Source organism: Psychrobacillus sp. PGGUH221, assembly GCF_042055255.1.
Taxonomy (GTDB): Bacteria; Bacillota; Bacilli; order Bacillales_A; family Planococcaceae; genus Psychrobacillus.
On sequence record NZ_JAQMHQ010000001.1, the window covers coordinates 303730 to 322193 of the forward strand.

Annotated in this window: 18 protein-coding genes; all 18 read right to left on the reverse strand. The window is 35.0% G+C overall.

The genetic code is table 11. From position 1 onward, the window contains the following. Positions 1-4 precede the first annotated feature (4 nt). The 18 genes from PGC35_RS01440 to PGC35_RS01525 all read right to left on the reverse strand — a co-directional run bounded on the left by PGC35_RS01440 (position 5) and on the right by PGC35_RS01525 (position 18456). Positions 5-1093, reverse strand: a complete 1089-nt coding sequence (locus tag PGC35_RS01440) for a DUF2920 family protein (RefSeq protein WP_375217887.1) — start codon at positions 1091-1093, stop codon at positions 5-7. A gap of 18 nt (positions 1094-1111) precedes the next feature. Further along, positions 1112-2266, reverse strand: coding sequence for a UDP-4-amino-4,6-dideoxy-N-acetyl-beta-L-altrosamine transaminase (pseC, locus tag PGC35_RS01445; protein WP_375217888.1), 1155 nt, complete (start codon positions 2264-2266; stop codon positions 1112-1114). Next, positions 2263-3552 (reverse strand): DUF4910 domain-containing protein, encoded by a 1290-nt coding sequence (locus tag PGC35_RS01450; RefSeq protein WP_375217889.1) that lies wholly within the window; start codon positions 3550-3552, stop codon positions 2263-2265. Before PGC35_RS01450 ends, pseC begins: the two co-directional genes overlap by 4 nt. Positions 3553-3559: 7 nt before the next feature. Beyond that, complete coding sequence (locus PGC35_RS01455; RefSeq protein ID WP_375217890.1) at positions 3560-4330, reverse strand: AAC(3) family N-acetyltransferase; 771 nt, start codon at positions 4328-4330, stop codon at positions 3560-3562. After that, positions 4327-5373 carry a pseudaminic acid synthase gene (gene pseI, locus PGC35_RS01460; protein ID WP_375217891.1) on the reverse strand — a complete coding sequence of 349 codons (1047 nt, stop codon included), beginning with the start codon at positions 5371-5373 and terminating at the stop codon, positions 4327-4329. The genes PGC35_RS01455 and pseI overlap by 4 nt, the downstream gene beginning before the upstream one ends. Then, positions 5370-6356, reverse strand: coding sequence for a UDP-2,4-diacetamido-2,4,6-trideoxy-beta-L-altropyranose hydrolase (pseG, locus tag PGC35_RS01465; protein WP_375217892.1), 987 nt, complete (start codon positions 6354-6356; stop codon positions 5370-5372). Before pseG ends, pseI begins: the two co-directional genes overlap by 4 nt. Before the next feature lie 4 nt (positions 6357-6360). Continuing rightward, positions 6361-7083, reverse strand: coding sequence for a cytidylyltransferase domain-containing protein (locus PGC35_RS01470; RefSeq protein WP_375217893.1), 723 nt, complete (start codon positions 7081-7083; stop codon positions 6361-6363). Continuing rightward, positions 7080-7622 carry a UDP-4-amino-4,6-dideoxy-N-acetyl-beta-L-altrosamine N-acetyltransferase gene (gene pseH, locus PGC35_RS01475; RefSeq protein ID WP_375217894.1) on the reverse strand — a complete coding sequence of 181 codons (543 nt, stop codon included), beginning with the start codon at positions 7620-7622 and terminating at the stop codon, positions 7080-7082. The genes PGC35_RS01470 and pseH overlap by 4 nt, the downstream gene beginning before the upstream one ends. Before the next feature lies 1 nt (position 7623). Continuing rightward, entirely contained in the window at positions 7624-8820 is a 1197-nt protein-coding gene (locus PGC35_RS01480; RefSeq protein ID WP_375217895.1) for an acyl-CoA reductase, read from the reverse strand. Further along, positions 8820-9878: a LuxE/PaaK family acyltransferase gene (locus PGC35_RS01485; RefSeq protein ID WP_375217896.1), complete on the reverse strand. Its 1059-nt coding sequence runs from the start codon at positions 9876-9878 to the stop codon at positions 8820-8822. The genes PGC35_RS01480 and PGC35_RS01485 overlap by 1 nt, the downstream gene beginning before the upstream one ends. Further along, positions 9875-11224, reverse strand: coding sequence for an AMP-binding protein (locus tag PGC35_RS01490; RefSeq protein ID WP_375217897.1), 1350 nt, complete (start codon positions 11222-11224; stop codon positions 9875-9877). The genes PGC35_RS01485 and PGC35_RS01490 overlap by 4 nt, the downstream gene beginning before the upstream one ends. Before the next feature lie 33 nt (positions 11225-11257). Next, a complete protein-coding gene (locus tag PGC35_RS01495) occupies positions 11258-11995 on the reverse strand; it encodes an SDR family NAD(P)-dependent oxidoreductase (protein ID WP_375217898.1) in 738 nt (245 codons plus the stop codon). 9 nt (positions 11996-12004) lie between these two features. Beyond that, positions 12005-12244 carry an acyl carrier protein gene (locus tag PGC35_RS01500; RefSeq protein WP_375217899.1) on the reverse strand — a complete coding sequence of 80 codons (240 nt, stop codon included), beginning with the start codon at positions 12242-12244 and terminating at the stop codon, positions 12005-12007. Positions 12245-12316: 72 nt separating this feature from the next. Then, positions 12317-13672 (reverse strand): sugar phosphate nucleotidyltransferase, encoded by a 1356-nt coding sequence (locus PGC35_RS01505; RefSeq protein ID WP_375217900.1) that lies wholly within the window; start codon positions 13670-13672, stop codon positions 12317-12319. Between the two features lie 42 nt (positions 13673-13714). Next, a complete protein-coding gene (locus PGC35_RS01510; RefSeq protein WP_375217901.1) occupies positions 13715-14869 on the reverse strand; it encodes a glycosyltransferase in 1155 nt (384 codons plus the stop codon). A 21-nt stretch (positions 14870-14890) separates the two neighbouring features. Further along, positions 14891-16045 (reverse strand): glycosyltransferase, encoded by a 1155-nt coding sequence (locus PGC35_RS01515; RefSeq protein WP_375217902.1) that lies wholly within the window; start codon positions 16043-16045, stop codon positions 14891-14893. 132 nt (positions 16046-16177) lie between these two features. Continuing rightward, positions 16178-17113, reverse strand: coding sequence for an IS30 family transposase (locus PGC35_RS01520; RefSeq protein WP_375217816.1), 936 nt, complete (start codon positions 17111-17113; stop codon positions 16178-16180). Between the two features lie 326 nt (positions 17114-17439). Continuing rightward, positions 17440-18456, reverse strand: a complete 1017-nt coding sequence (locus PGC35_RS01525) for a glycosyltransferase family 2 protein (RefSeq protein ID WP_375217903.1) — start codon at positions 18454-18456, stop codon at positions 17440-17442. Positions 18457-18464 lie beyond the last annotated feature (8 nt).

Genomic DNA, 18464 nt, shown 5'->3' on the forward strand with positions numbered 1-18464 from the left:
TAACTCACGATAATTCCCTATTAAATACCGGTAATCCGTAAGAATAATTAACTTGAATTTTTGTATTAGATAATTTTAATTCATATTCTGATGATAATTCTATATCGTTTTCAAAATTTCCTAATTGTTGAATACTGTATTCGAACATATTCAAGAAATCGGCATTTAGTCCATGTTTATTTGAATTATAAATAACATGATCAACTTTACTTTCATCTACTAAAATAAACTCCGCATTAGAGACACCTTGTATTAGTTTTTCTTTATCCACATGATTGACTAGATTATCATCATTTCCTTGAAAAGAAATGATCTTTGCGCAATTATTAAAATCATTGTATAAAGTATATAGGTTAAGGGCCTTTTGATCCTCCACATATTTTTTTGCAAGATAATCAAATTCAATCTGCAAAGTCATCTGTTCATAACTTTGAAATAAGTATCGATTTGTACTTAAATAAACGGGTTCTATCCAGGAAGAGTTATCAATAATATGCGAAAACAGATGAGGGGCTAGTCGATTACTTAAATGTATTAAAAATGCACCATGAGACTGACCATACCCAATCACTTTCTTTTCATTAAACTTTAAGTTATTTTCCTTCAGTAAAATTCGAACAGCTTCAACTGCAGTAATGATATCAATTGACTGCATAAATCCCATATCATTAAAGTATTCACTTGTTTCTTCCTGATTAGCGATAACTGGAAGTATTATTTGTTTTTCAGATAATATCTCTAATAAATTCGAAAAGTTATTATTCAGCCTATTCCTATCAGAAACAGTGAGTGAAGCAATCAATTCATTGGGGTCATCTTTGAGATTAAACGAAGAAGCACTTTGCATAAATTCACTGCCAAAGTATTCACATTGAACCATCACTAAATTATATGTATCAGCAAATGTTTCTCGCATTTTTTTATACACATTCGAGTCAATATTAGCACCAAAACCAGGAACTAAAATAGCGATTCCAGTATTCTCATTTGTTTCATTTTCCGGAAGCGAAAATTCTATTCTAATTTCCCTATTTGAAGAGCCATTATACACATTATGATGTGCTGGGATTTTAATACTCAGATTTTCAGCCATCTTCTCACATCCGTGTTTTTATATTTGTATTCCTAGAGTCATTTTTAGAGCTTTTACTACATCCATAACATCCTCATCTTGCATTCCTGGAAATAGAGGAAGTGTCAATGCTTGTTCATACCAGTACTCTGCTTTTGGACAAATTCCCCTTTTATATCCTAACTCTTGATAATAAGGATGCCAGTATACAGGCATATAATGGACATGCACACCAATATTTAATCCACGCATTTCTTCAAAAATTTCTTTTCTCGGTTTATTTATTACATTTTGGTCTAATTGAATTGAATATAAATGCCATCCCGATTCGGTCTCATTCAATTGTTTAGGTACTTTAATCCCCGGCACATTATTTAATTGCTCATTATACATTATTGCAATTTCCCGACGTCTTTCAATGAATACATCTATTTTATTCAATTGAGACAATCCTAAAGCTGCTTGAATGTCAGTCATCCGGTAATTAAAACCTAGACCCGTAATTTCATAATACCAATCGCCTTGTTCACTAGAGTAAGAAGTTTTAGAAATACCATGACTGCGGAAGAGTTTTAATTTTTCATAATACGCTACTGAGTTTGTAGTGATCATTCCACCTTCTCCTGTTGTGATTGGTTTAACAGGATGAAAACTAAACATGGTCATATCTGCTTGTGAACCAACTTTCTTGCCTTTATAAGTTGCACCTAGAGAATGCGCACCATCTTCAATTACAACTAGTTTATGCTCTTTAGATATCTCCATAATTCCATCCAAATCCACAGGTTGTCCCGTAAAATCTACAGGGATAATAGCTTTTGTTTTAGAAGTTATTTTTGACTCGATTTCTTTTAAATCAATATTGTATGTTACGGGATCGATATCAGCAAAAACAACTGTTCCTCCAACATATCTTACGCAATTTGCGCTCGCTGCAAATGTAATCGGTGTGGTGATAACTTCATCACCTACTTCAATCCCTGCCGCATAACAAGCACCATGTAATGCAGCTGTACCATTAGAAAATGCAACCGCATATTTTGCGCCTACATATTTAGCTACATCATTTTCAAACTCTTCTATTTTAGGACCTTGTGTCAAGTTAGTAGATAATAACGTATCTATCACGGACTGAATATCCGCTTCATCAATCGTTTGCCGACCATAAGATAAAAATGAGGAGCGCTTGCTCATAATATTTCATTCCTTTTAAATAATAAATCGTTATCAACCAACAGTTGGATGATTGGGTATAGCTTTGCTACAGGTACCCCAATAATATTACTAATTTCTATCAAATCATGATTACCATCTGAATAGGCAATAAAGTTCATCATATCCCGCACCAATCGACCAGATTCTTTTGTACTAAGTGTCGGATAAAGACCACGTTTTCCTAGTTGAGGCTCCCCTAAACACTTCACTTGATAATAGGCATTACATTCAATCAATTCAATACAGCTTTTATATACATCATATGAACCCTGAAGACCCTTTGCGGTAACAATATCTAAGTTATCTAATGACGTATGATATTCCGGATATTGACCATATTTAGTGCGCATAACACTGGCTACAGGTAAGTCAATACCGGGACTACAATATTGTCTTTCATCACTTCCACGTTCCAGAAAAGAATAACGCACAAAATCAGGATGCGTATTTTCTAAAACTTTTAGTGCAACTCTGTCAGCCAATGTATTCCCTAGACGTGAAGGTAAATAAGAATAAGCCCTCTCATCACCTACACAGGTAATATTAAATCCAGCTATTACATTTTTTTTCATCTCTTCCAAATTTCTACTTAAGTATGTAATTGAACCAATTGTTTCAGGAATGAATATAATTCTATATGTATATTTTCGATTTTCTTTCATCAACCATTTTGCTAAATATACTGCCAATACTGGTCCTGATAGTTCATTATTTGCCATAGAAGGATGACACAGATAAGTAGACAGGAATACTTCTTTATCAGATTCACCTGGGATAATAAACTCCCCATATGTTAAGTTTCCATTTTTTAATTCACTATCAATAAAAACATGGTAGTTACCTTCTTTTAGTTTTTCTCTTTCATGATGGCTTATACAAAACCCCCAACGTTCTTTATAATAAGATGTAATATACGGAATCGCATTCGGTTGTTCCTCAATCGAGTACAAATGTTTTTGCAGCTCGTCTAAAGACAATATCTTATCAATTGGTGTGGAATAGCCAACAACGTGTAAGTTATGCTTTTTAAAATCAACAATTTTTCTACCTTTTTCATCCATAATGTAGGCATCTTTGATGTTCCATTCCTTTGGTACTTCCCAATCAAATACTTTAGTTCCTGTCTGTACTTCATATAATTGAACTGGTATATGCTCTTTTATTATCTCAAAGGATTCCCGCACCCCATTTCCAGAGATACTACGACAAATTGGAAAAAGACGTTCCATTAACGAAATCATATCATTACCTTCAGTCAAATCCATTATAATTTCACCCCTTTGTTTCTTTGAAATGTAATTTTTCAGCATTATTATACAGAATATCCTGTCTAATAATTTCATACGCTTTTTTCAAATCAATAACCCGATAGCTGACATTATCTTCAATATGACAGATTGCTGCCCCTTGTTTCTCTATAAGATCTCCTATTGGATTTACACGAGTTTGAACGCCTTTATCTATATCTCTTACATACATGGAGTATGTATCTATTCTCTCTACACCATTTACATCGATAATCTGACCTGTAAATTCTTTAGAAAAACGGTATTCAACCTGCTCCATCTCTTCGACGTAATGAACAAAAGTAAAAGAATTCTGGTAATCTACATTGATCATAATCATTTTGGCACCATTTTTATGAAGATATCCAAAGGGAGAATCTTCTCCGAATGAACTTCTATTATTCATCGAATTTAATTTTTCTTGATCTTTTCCCCAAACTGCAAATGAGTAAATTGGATGATTTGTTCTAGTAAAATCATTACGCATCAGTGCCGTTTTACTTAATGAGCCTGTTTTAGAAAAAGTATTTTTATAGTCAAATCCAAGTCCGTTTGAAAAATCCCAATTATATGTCGGAAAAAGAAGCGTCCCCTCGTCTCCTATTTCTTCAATAAGTTTATCAATCCACTCATTCAAATTAAATTTACTTTTTGTTTCCCTTGCTCTTAGGGCTAAACTCATCATATCTGATGCAACAAGGACAATATCTCCTTTTTTTAACTGAAAAAGAGATACTATTTCACTAACATTAATCACAACAATAACTCCCAACTTAAAGGCGTTCCCTTTTTCACATCTTGTTTTATTGTTTTTCCAAGTACTACATCGTAATATTTTGTCGATAATCCAAGACCTGGTCGTACATTACGAAGATTTTCAGTTGTCAACACTTCTCCTGACTTCATATCTTCACCAATATAAAGCGAGCGTCTATGTTCAAGGGATGGCTTTTCCGCTTCAGTTGGTCCGTATTGTATTTGACCTAAGCTCTGCCAAGCACGCTCTGTTTCCTCTACAAGCATCTTTAGCTCATGAGGTTCCATTGAAAAAGTAGAATCTACTCCGCCTTCTGCCCGAGAAGTAGTGAAATGTTTTTCAATTACTGATGCACCGAGGGTTACAGCCGCTATAGAAACACCAACACCCATCGTATGATCAGACAACCCAATTTCTGTAGCGAACAAATCGCGCATATGCGGAATAGTTGCTAAATTGGAGTTTGCAGGTGTAGCTGGGTATGTACTTGTACATTTTAATAAAACGATTTGGTTATTTCCTTCACTACGAGCAGCACGAACCGCCTCATCAATTTCAGCAGCAGAAGCCATACCTGTCGAAATAATTATTGGCTTACCTGTTCGTGCGACTTTTTTTATAAGCGGAATATCTACATTTTCAAAAGATGCAATTTTGTATGCTGGCACATCTAATTTTTCTAGAAAATCAACCGCCGTTTCATCGAATGGAGAACTAAATGCCAATAAACCAAGCTCTTTTGCTCGATTAAAAATCGCCTCATGCCATTCCCAGGGAGTGTATGCTTCTTTATATAGATTATAAAGTGACTGTCCTTTCCATAAATTCGTATCTGAAGAGATGAAAAATTCATCTGTATGTACGTCGAGTGTAATTGTGTCTGGCGTGTATGTTTGTAGTTTCAATGCATCAACACCTGCTTCAGCGGCAAGCTCTACTAAATGCAAAGCTCGTTCTAAGGATTGATTATGATTTCCAGACATTTCTGCAATAATGAAAGGCTTTGTATGACGACCTATTTCTTTATTTCCAATTTGTATCATTTTATCATCTCCAATATTTCATATAGCCATGGATTTGGCTGCCCCTTGCTCGCTGTTAACTGTAAGCCTTTATCACTCATTTGTTTTAAGAAAGAAGTATCTTCTGAAAGTTTGTTTAATAATTCAATATAAGTCGCAACTGTAATATTTTCATGCCAGCCAATATTCCAAACTGCACCTAATCGGGCGGCATATTCCGTTGCAATTCGTTGATTATCAGCAACAATAGTACTAGAAGAAGGTAGCCCTACATAACAGCGTTCCCAAGTTGTACTGCCTCCTGCTCCAATACAAAAATCGACTTGTAACATTAATTCTGCCATATAATCGATTTGACAATGATAGTAAAAACCCCGCTCAGCGCAAATTGCTTGAATATGTTCTTTATGAACGTTTCCATTACCAACCACGATATGAATTGTCTCCAAGTTCATTGTCGTCTCTTGGAGAGCGCTTAAAATTTTTAATGTTTCATCCGTCGGATCTGTTCCGCCCATAAAAATGAGTAAGTTTTTTACTTTTCCTGTTCGATCAGGCATGTTTTGACGTGATTTTATAAATTCATCACGCATGATTAAGTAACTTGGACCCAGTAGCTGGACACAATGAACTGGCACAAGTCCCTCATAACGAGTTTCAAATTGTGGCACTACATTTTGATCAAGCAGTAAATCACAATTGTGAGGACGATTTGCTAAATCATCAATAACCATTATTTTATTTGTATATGCTTGTAATTTTTTTTCCCAAACTTCATCGATACCATAATGGTCGATTATATATAAATCAGCTGACTCAAGAGATGTAATATTACTAAATCCCTGCGTTACAACGTAATCAATTAAATTACCAGGAACTTCTCGCATCATAAAGCAAACGTCAATGTCATGCTTTTTCAACTGATGTGCTATCGTTAGGCAACGCATTACGTGCCCGCTCCCGATTTCAATAGATGCATCAGTACGAATAACAACCTTTTTCATATCTTTATACCACCGGCTTTTGTTCAATATGTGCATTTAAACTCGCCACTTCCGGCGTATTTTTTAAATACTCTATTACAGTTGCACTCGAAATAAGCAGATTATTAAATTGCTTAGCAACTGCTTTGATTAACTCATAATCTTCTTCCGTATCTAACGTAATACGAAGTTCAGGTGCTTTGCGATTATCTGGCACTTTGTATGTAATTGCTTCGAACTGCTCCGCAAATTCATATGCATAGTACGTCACATGCTCACGATGGCGTGGTTCATGTCCTATTTCCTCTATTTTTAACAGTGATGCATAAGAGATTAACTCTACCGCTAAACCACGTGGTAATTCACCGTCTAACACTACTATATCTTTACGCTCTTTATCCATTAAAGAAACCATTTCTGAAGCCATTTCATAGTCTACAAATGGACAATCTGATGTCACGCGCATCACATAATCTGGTTCATACTTCTTCGCACAATCTACATATCTAGAAAGCACATCGTCCTCAGATCCACGGAAATAAGTAACATGATGCTTTTTGCACCAGTCTTCAATCGCATCATCCTGCGCTAATGTAGATGTTGCAACTATTACTTCTTGGACACTATTAATTTTTTTACAGCGACTAGTTACATATGTCAGTACATCCGAATCGCCAAGTTGTTTTAAAATTTTACCTGGTAAACGTGTTGAACCCATTCTTGCTTGAATAATGACGATTGTTTTCATACACTATCACCTACTTGAGGCACGTATTTTTTATACTTTTGTCCAATATCCTGCCAGCTTTTTTTTGTCATCTCAAAAACATATACATCATGCCAAACATCATTTTTTAAGATATGATGTTCATAAACACCAACCTTACGTGCACCTTGTTTTACATGTAGCTTTCGAACACCTTCGTTTATATCCATCACTTCGCCTATTAGCTTTTCTAAACCAAGTTCATTAAACGCGTAATTATACATAAATAGCCCAAGAAAACCCGCAAGCATTGCAAACTTCATCTCACCAATATAAAAATTCCAATGACCATGTTTGTGTTTCCAATCGATATTCGTAATGGAAATAAACCCTATCAATTCATCTTTATATTCCATTAAAAAATATCGACCATTTGCATCTTGTCGAATCACTTCTAACCATTTTGTTTGGTTTTCAAGATTATATTCAATATCTGTATACATAAAACGTGTGATTTGTTCGTTCGTACGCCAATCAAGTATACGCTGTAAATGCTCTTCCTTAACAGAAATCCATTTCATATTAAATAATCACTACTTCCCTCGTAAACGACTTCAAGAAACTTTGACCGTCCCATACATCATCAAAATTTAATGCTTGTCCAATTGGGACAATGCGATCTATACCTCGTGTTTCAATCCCTTCAATAAATACCAGTAAATCTGAACGATTAAAACCAAAATACGCTAATGTCTGATCCTTATCTATTATCATTTTTGCTAAATCTGCTAATCTCTCCACATCGTACTCAAAAAATAGTCCACCGCCACAATGACGTTCTCTCGCTTCCGTCGGCACATCTGTTAATTGAATACGCGAGAAATATTGCTCATTTCGTATATTACTTACTTCGTTCCCTGCCGCAAGCCATAAACTTGTAGTATATTTCAATACTTGTGTTGCTGCCATCAATTCATATTGCTTGCTTTGCACTTTTTTCTCAAATAAAGACCAAAAGCGTATTTTAGCTAAATCAATTTCCTTATTCGTTCCAATCCAACTCACAAGACGTGGGGAAGAACAAGCCATTTGGTCAAACCAAAATACATCATTGTAAAATTGCTCAAGCAGTTTATTCAACTTTTCATCACTTAACTGATTTACTTGTTCAGCCGAAAGGGCTGCAAGTGAAAATCTATCTGGAAATGCTAGTTCATTTGCCATTGGTGCAAGTGAAGTTTGTCGGATTTTTTGAATCGTTGCATCGCCGCCCCAAATTACGCGAGTATGGCATAATCCACTCAATATTTCCGTTGCATTTTCCTCATGGCCATATGTACATATTATCGTCTGATTAGCGATTTTTTGAAATGTTGAATTATCAAGTTCCTCTAAAATTGCTTCCAGCAGATCATTACCTTGCTCCTTACTCGAAACTCGAATGACATTTCGATTTCCCGCAAGTAAAGACAGCATCCAAGAGTAAACAAAGATCGTATCCACATTAGACGGTGCAATATGAAAAACAGTACCACGAGATTTCACAACCTTATCCGTGATTTCTGTTTCCCAAGCTGATTTCATTTCCGTAATATTTGCTCTTCGCAACCAATAACCTAAGGCTACCACTTCGGGCATATTACGCATACGCACAAGACGCTTCGACAAAGCTTGTGTAAATGTTAAAATTTCTTTATCAAATGGTGCCAATGGCTTTACACCCTGTAACAGTGCAAGCGCATCTTCAAATGATTGATTTTTTGGCCAAAACACCTTCATTACTTTGCACCTCCTTGAAACGTATCACTGCATCCTCGAAGCTCCGCTTTTGGAATACGCCCAGCTACACTAAAATATTTCCCATTCCAACCACAAGAACAATCATCTTCTCCTAAAATCGTTCCTAAGTCTTCCGTTAACAGACTATGTCCCGGATAACTTCTCGGCAATTCACTCATCACCTGGATTAACCCTTGCTGTCCATGTGGTAACAGCTCAAATGTTATTGGATCACGTATGAGCACATCTGCATAATTTGGAGAATGTAGATGTCCTTCAGCACACTCCACAAAGATGGAACCAACTTGTTCTACCATTCCGTAGTAATTATGTACACGCCCAATACCAAGCTGTTCTTTAAGCAATCGATTAAACGTGATTGAATCAACCGCTTCATCCTTTAATTTCTTCCATCCACCACCATGGATTAATATACTATCACCAAAATCTAGTTGTAACCCACTTGAAACAGCCATTTTATAAACAAACTCCCAAATCATAAACGTAAAACCAAATAGTAAAATCGTTTGTCCTTTATATTCCTCTAAATACGTATGTAACCCTTCCAAATCCAAGCTCATATCATCATTGAGTGCATAAAAATGCTTACGCCCAAAATTGGAAAACCCTAAAATGCCTGCTCCACGAGCACTAAACGACTTGCGATCTTTTAACACAGATTTTGTATCTAAAATAATCATCGGTAAACGCTTACCACCTAATATAGGCTTCATTATTTCAACTAATGATTTCGTTTGATGAATTGATGTCTCCTTATCTAAATAAATTTTTGACACTTGCTGACCTGTCGTACCGCTAGAAGTTAATACCTTCACAACTTCTTCCTTAGGTACTGACACTAAATCCATTAGCTTAAACAGCTGAACAGGTAAATATGGAACATCCTCTAAATTTATAGCTTTAGTTACCGCTCCACTTTTTTTTATCATTGCACAGTATTCAGCACTATGTTCTAAATGAAATGCTGTCAGCTCATTTAAGGTAGATAATAGTTTCTTTTCCTTTTCAAACTTTTCTAAATCATATGGATAGCTCATAGTACAGCCTCCTTTAATGAACGATAATCCGTTTTTCCATTTGTAAAACGTGGAATAGCTTCTATAACAACAATTTTAAATGCCGACTTATGCAACTTATAAAGTTCTTCAATACTCGTCTTTATTGATTCAACGTGTTCATATGACTCAACAGCTACAATGAGTTTGTCATCATTTCCTGTGCACGCAAGTGCAACTTGAAAATGTGCCTCCAGCTTTTTCTCCACATCATCTAGATTAATACGAAGACCAAATAGTTTTATGAAACGCTTCATACGCCCGGTGATGGTAAAATAGCCATCTCCATCCACTTCCGCAGTATCACCTGTATATAGCACATTCCCGCATTCATCGCCTTTTGCTAAATCTTCCATGCATTCTGCATACCCCATCATAACGTTAGCACCTTTATAAATAAGCTCGCCAGTCTCGTCAGCAATCGATAGCTCGCCCCCCGGAATAGTAATCCCAATGGAACCTGCCTTCTCAAGTATATTCTCTGGCGGAATATAGGACATGCGAGGTGACGCTTCTGTCTGCCCGTACATCACATAAAAACGCTTATCATTTGCATGTGCATATTCACCAAACGTACGGACTAGCTTCTCACTTAAACGACCACCTGCTTGAGTCATCGTTTTTAAATAAGGTAAATCCATCTTCATAAAACCAATTCTCTGCAGCATTTGATAAGTAAAAGGAACACCTGCAATTGAAGTAGCCTGATGTTTCTTCACAAAATCCCAAAAAGATTTTGCCATGATGCTCTCATCTGTCAATAAAACCGTAGCCCCTACTTGTAAATGACTGTTTACAATCGATAGCCCGTATGAATATGATAATGGCAAATTCATCACAGCCCGTTCATCAGCATCTAACTTCAAATATTCTGAAATAGATTCTGCATTCGACTGGATATTCTCATAAGACAAACGCACGAACTTTTGACTACCTGTTGTTCCGGAAGTACTAAGTAATACTGCTAAATCTGGATGAATAGAGATTTCTATATCTGATTCACGCATTGCAAATAACTCACTTTTTCGATAACCTTCAAATGAAATGTTTCCAATAATCCATTTTGGTTGATACTGTTTCACAATATTTTCGAGCAATTCTTTATTCGCATCTGCACTCACCAACATGACTGCGTGATTTGATTGCAAAGCTGCTAAATAAGCTGCTATTATTTCAATTGTATTTTCACAGAGTAATAACACTAGTTCTTTTTTTGTTGAATGAAGGCATATGTGATTGACTTTTTGATACAATTGTTGATACGTATATATTCCATCAACTGTACTGATTGCGACAGCATTAGTTTCTTCCAATTCCCAAAAGCGCAAGTTACTCGCTCCTTTCTATAAAAAAAGACATGGTTAAATCACCATGCCTCCGTCTACTCCAATTACTTGTCCTGTTACATAAGACGACATATCTGATAATAAAAATAATATCACATTTGCCACTTCTTCTGCGTGACCGAATCGGTGCATTTTTATGTTATTTAGAACGGCTTCTTTCTGATCGCCTTTATAATGTGACGTTAAGTCAGTTTCGATAAATCCAGGAGCCACAGCATTCACACGAATGCCCTTAGCTGCCCACTCTTTCGCTGCAGACATAGTTAACCCAACAACTGCAGCCTTGCTCGCAGCATAAGCTGCACTACCTTTTGCACCCTTTTGCCCAATAATGGAACTAATATTAACGATTGAGCTTGTCTCATTTTTCATCATTAACCGAGAAGCAAATTGCATTTGTTGAAGAACAGCCATTACGTTCACATCAAACATACTTTGCATAACTTCAGTTTTCACCATACCAAGTAACCCTTCCTGCATGACTCCGGCATTATTTACAAGCCCGTCTAAACGACCAAATTTCTTTTTAATAGCCATCGTGGCTTGCTTCATCGCGCTTTCATCCGTTACATCATAGATCACTTTAAATGGAGCTAAACCAACTCCGGTAACAGCTGCTTCTGTTTCTTCAATATTTCCATTCGAACGACCATGTATAATTACCTGTGCGCCCGCTTTAGCAAGCAATACAGCTGTGGCCTGTCCAATGCCTCGACTAGCGCCCGTAACTAAAACAACCTTATCCTTTAACATCACGTCACCTTATTCAAATGAAATATCGTATTTCGATAAAATCTCGATAGCTTTTCCGAAAGAACTCATATCTAATACATCATCTGTATCGAGCATAATATCAAACTGATCTTCAATCTCTGCTATTAAAGTCATATGGGCGATGGAATCCCATTCTGGAATTGAGTTGTATGTTAAATCATTTGTAACCTGAGAAGCAGTGATTTCTAATGCTTCTACGAAAATACCTTTTAATTTATCTGTGTTCATTTTTACAACTCCTCTTTTAATATTATTCAAGTCTTTTTGAAAATAATGGTGACAATTAATCAAATATCACTATTAATTGTAACTGCTTAGAGTCTCGTCCCAATCTAACGTAATACGTACAATATCTTCTTCTACAAGTGGGCTACCAATCTGAACTTCTATAAATTCGGTTTCGATTTCAGCATATATAGCATGTTTTGAAAAAGGTGGGATTTGTAATACATCACCAGCCTGCACTAGCTTCTGAACACCATCTTGAATAAAAATGGCCAGACCGGAAATGATTGTCCACGTTTCTTCTCGGTGATAGTGGTATTGATAACTTAAGTTCTTTCCTGTATGTACACATAGACGCTTTGTTAACACTTCTCGCCCTTCTTTTTTTGTTACATCCAGTACTCGATACCAACCCCATCTACGCTCTTCGTACATTGGTCTTGAAAATAATCCTTCATGAAGCATGTCCTTCATACGGGAACTCGCAGGCTTATCTGTCACTAGAATACCATCCGCACTTACAGCAATGACCGCATTAGTAATACCGAGTACTTTTACAGGCAGTTCAAGCTCATTGATAATATGTGTATTCATACTATCATCACTAAGACCACCGTTTCCTATTACCTGTTGAGACATCTCTTCCGTTAATGTATTCCAAGTACCGAGATCTTTCCAATAGTTGTCATATGTTAATGCAGTAATTTCAGTTAAATTTTCTACTATTTCATAATCAAAACTATTTCTCGGCAATGTTGAAAATTGATCTAATAAATCCTCATATTTTATAGCGAATCCCTTTTTACATAATTTATTCAAAATTAGACCCAAAGGAAATGCGAATACGCCACTGTTCCAATAAGCACCTTCTAGTATAAGCTGTTCCGCTGCTTCCTCACTTGGCTTTTCTACAAACTTTTCTATTGTCATATATTCTGCATGATGCTTTGGTATTAAATAGCCATATTTTGAAGAAGGATAAGTAGGTTTTATCCCTAATAACCCAATCTCAGCATTTGTAAGAGTAACAAGTTTTTCTAACTCCTTCACCTTTTGATAAAAGGCAGCATCAACAAAAGCATCAACCGAAACAACCCCAACAATTTCGTTTTCTTTCACCCCTAATGATGATGAAAGATAGGTACATGCAAGTGCAATAGCAGGAAAAGTATCACGCCTTTCTGGCTCTACCACAATTGGAATATTACCTAATTGACTACGTAGCATATCCACTTGAGCTCTGTTTGTCGTAACAATCATATCTTCCGGTGCTACAACCTCAGAAAGCTGTCGATAAACACGCTGCACCATGGATTCAAGTTCCCCTGTTTCTTGATTAAGAAGAACCTTTAAAAATTGTTTTGCCCGCGAATCATTGGATAAGGGCCAAAGTCTAGTTCCAGAGCCACCTGATAGTAATATTAGTTTCATAAACTCTACTCCTTTAATTACTGCACACGTCATTACGTTAGTTTACTGATAATGTAAAAGAGTTTCTCTTAATTCACGTGAAGTAAATTTTAATCTATTATTTTCAACTTGTTCATTCGATAGAATAGCCAAATTATGTTGAGCATCTAAATAGTTAGCATTTTGTCGTAAGGCCTTATTCAATAATTCCTTTGCTAACTCCATATTCCTATCGAAACTATATAACACTGCTAAATTATTCATGGCAGCCCCATGTTGTGGCTTTTTCTTTAAAATTTCTTCATTGAATTTCATGGCTAATTTAAATTCTTTAAAATTTATCGCAATAATCGACTGGAGAAATAAAAAATTAATATATCGATCATTATTGTATTCAATATGAATAGACCTTAATAGCTTATCTGCTTCTTTCCACTTATCACTGCGAATTAACAAATTAGCAAAATCAAGATGATTATCTTCTAAAGGACATTCTCTACTGTATATTTTCTCTCTAATAGTAGGTATTGAAAACTTGTTAAGAAGATTTTTTTCACCAACATTGGTTATCTGGATATTGGCAGTAGTATTAGAATTGTGTCTTCTTATATAAATAAGTGGCTCCGCGATATGCCCTATATTAAAGCCATTGTCCAATAACTGTAACCAGAAATCTACGTCTTCACCATAGTTCAATTTAATATCAAATCCGTTTATCTCTTCAAAGACTGATTTTTTTACCAAACTTCCTGAAGGTGATATTATCGGATTTCGAATCAACATTTTACAAAAACCATCATTCCCGTTCAACTCTTGCCCTGCAAGGACACCCGAAATTATTCCGGAGCTTTCGTTGATTTGAATAAAATCAGTGTAAACTGCGACATAATTATCATCTTGAATTTTTCCTAAATAGTTTTTCACTAAAGTTTCAGCACATTGATCATCTGCATCTAAAAGTAATATCCAATTCCCAGTTGCTTTTGAAATTCCTATATTCCTCGCCGCTGAGGCACCTGCATTTTCTTGTGTATACAAAAAAACTTCTGGATGCTTGTTTTGAATGTTTTTTACAATATCACGAGTTCTATCCATACTACCATCATCTACAACTATTATTTCATTTACTTTAACAGTCTGTTTCAATATGCTTTCTATAGATTCCTCAATATAAGCTTCTGCATTGAATGCTGGGATTACAACGGAAATTTTACACATATAAACCCCTTTCCTGTTCCTTTACATCTGGTGTACAAAATCTAGCTTTTCTACTAATCCAAACTGCTTTAACTGTTCTGCGATACTTTTGTAGTGTCCACTAGAAACTATGACTCCAATATCCCAAAAATTGGTTTCCTTTATTTCATTCAACGAATAAATTAATTTACCGCATCTTTCCATTCCACGTATTGTTAAATCATTATCTATAAATCCTTCAATATTCTTATAGTCCTTGAGAAAATTCATAATTATTTGTCCAGTTTCGCCTGCTCCAAAAATAAAAACTCGTTTTTTGTTATTAAGAATGTTTGTTGTATTATTGTTAAACATAGTGTATTTTTTATACGGGGTCCTTTCTAAAAAGAAGTGATACTTCTCTTTTAGTGGATGTACATTTGTAATATGCCAAGGTTTAGATGCTGTCGTATAATGAATAATACAAGGTTCTTTTAAAGCTACTCTAATCTCATTTTCAAGAACATCTATTTTATAAGCGTTTGTCTGTATATTCCAACAGTAGGGCAAATAATAGAATTTGTCATATAAAATTGCATTAAGAGCATCTTGATCCCAATACTTCAATTTTTCGGGATTAAGTTTTATAAAATCTATTACCTTTTCAGATATATTGTTTTCTCTCCAATATTGTAGATTAATAATTAATACACCTGCATTGAAATAAGAGTAATCATCTGGAATTCTTAGTTCTTCCATTCTGCCCTTACCTTGCAAATCAATAACAGCACCAATAGCTCTTTTTTGTATATCGTATGACCATAGTTCTCTTATATTCTTACAAATCACCATGTCACTATCTAAATAAATAACTTTTTGAATGCTATTATTTAATAGATATGGAATCAAAATTCGATAATATGTTGCTAAACTAATATGTTCACTGATATTAAAGTCCTTCAAATAATTAAGTTCAATTTCATAGAATTCTATTCTCACCTGATTAGAAGAAAAAAATTTTTGAATATTAGTTAACTCCTTTTCTTCAATCGAATGATGGATAAGGTGAAGGTGAATAGTATTAGATTGTAAATCAGTATTTTCTAATAATGATTTAAACATAACATAAAAATGCTGCAAAAAGTTTTGATCTATGGTAACAACTAAATGAATCGAATCTAGTGTATTAATTTCCTCATGTATATTTTTCTGAGCCATATACTTCCCCTCACTTATTGATGCTTTGTAGTTAAATGATGTCAGAAAATCATAAATAAATTAAGGATTATATTGTAGGAATCCTCTTTCCAATATGCTTCGTTCCAAAAAATTAATTCAAATGATACTTTGTCAAATTAAGTGCAACAGTTGCTCATTAAAAGTCTCGCTTGCTGTTTTCCAACTAAGACATTTTCTTGGTCGATCATTAATTAAATTTAGTGCTCTCGTGAGCTCTTCTGGCGAAACCTTATCAAAATTAGTTTTTTTAGGGAAGAACTCTCGAAGTAAGCCGTTACTATTTTCATTACTTCCTCGTTGCCAAGAAGAGTAGGCATCCGCAAAATAAATATCAATTTTCAGATCGTTTTCCAACGCCTTATAACAACTAAACTCTTTCCCTCGATCTGTAGTAGCAGTTTTGATGGCTCCTTCTGGGAGCTTTGAATGTAATTTTCGTACGGCATCTTCCATCGATTGTGCGGAGCGATTTGGGATAAGAATCCCTACATACCAACGTGTCATCCGTTCAACAAACGTAGCTACACAGCCTTTGGCTTGCCCACGGCCGGAAACAACCGTATCTAACTCCCAATGACCAAATGTTTCGCGTTTACGGACCTCTTTGGGACGCTTCGAAATTGGTGTACCGATATTAAAACGCCCTCTTGTCTCACGGGGTTTTTGACGCTTTCCTTTTTGACGGAGAACCGACATAGGTACCTCTACAAGTCCATCGTAAATCCAACGATAAATCGTTTTAAAACTCAGACGCCCCTTATACAAGCGGCCGACAATTTGTTCAGGTGACCAGGTATCCAATAGTTTTTCTTGAACAGCCTCTTTTAGCTCTGGTGTAAATTTGGACTTGGCTCCACAATTAGATTTATTAAGTTGATAGCGTATATGTGCCTCTTCAGCTGTACAATTTTCATGACGTTTTAACTCTCTTGAAATGGTGGAAGGTTGACGATCCAGTAATTTGGCAATCCTTCGAATGGAGTAACCAAGGTCAAGATAAGCTTCTATTTTCGCACGTTCAGATATGGTAAGATGGGTATAGCTCATAATGATTTCCTCCGTTTAAATGTTGTGTGGTAACTACATTTTACACGAGGTTGTTATGGGCTACTTTTATTTACTATAGGTGTTGCACTTAATATTACAATTCATCAAATAAAAAAATCTATCGTAACTGCCAATTTTATTCATATGTGAACTATCAACAAAGAAGTGAAAAAGCAAAAATACCTATCTAATTAGCAACATCGACTTACATTGCAAGTAAATTTGCCGTTGATCGTCGTCTTATTTTTATGTCAACTATTACTAGTGACTAAAAAACTAATATTTAATCTAGGAGAATACTCAAAATGTTATTTATTATTGCATTCCTATAAAATAACGAAATAATCATAAATATCAGAATACCCATATTCGTCTAGTTTCTTAGCTATTTCAAACTTACCTATACTTGAAGCAATAAAAATAAAACCATCTGAATTAAGTGCATCAATAGTAATGACACTTTTTCCCATAAACAAATTCCTATTCTTACTAGGATCGCTATCTACAAATGAATGTATATCTACACCCAAGTTTAGCACTAGATGTTCATACACCTGTTTACCTAAATTACCAGTACCCCATATATAAATTTTTCTTCCTAGCGACAAACAATTCCCTATTTCTTGACTTTTAATTTCTAAAATAGTTTTGGTTAATACTTCTGATTCCAAGACAGTCGTCGAACCATCGGATATTCTAATATAACCTAACGTCTCAGGAATTTTATGAATCTTATAATTAGCTTTGTTTAGGTTATAAAATAATTCATAATCCTCAGAAATTCTTAATTTCTCATTATAAGAAAAGTTTTCGAATATATTTGATCTATACATTATAGTACTATGGGTAATACACGAGAACCAATACAGATATTTTTGAATAGTTTTTTCATTTATTATACTATTAACTTGTTTTTCTAGAATATTCTTAATATAGTTATATCTCTGTGACTCTTCAACCACAACACTATCAGGAAAATAAGAAATAAGTGAGTCTACTATTGCTACTTCAGGATTATTATTTAAATACTCAACTTGCTTTATAAATCTGTCTTTGTCATAAATATCATCAGCATCAACTTTGGCGATATATTCCCCTTTAGCAAATTCTAAAGCTCTACATATTGCCGCTCCAACTCCTTTGTTTTCTTTTAATTCTATATATTTAATTCTTATATCATCTATGTATTTTCGAATTTCATCTCTTGAATTATCCTTAGAACCATCATTAATAATGATTAACTCAAAGTTTGAATATGATTGATTTAAAATTGACTTAATACTATCAGCAACAAATTTTTCACCATTATAGACAGTCATAATTACACTAATTAATTTCACCATAACATCCA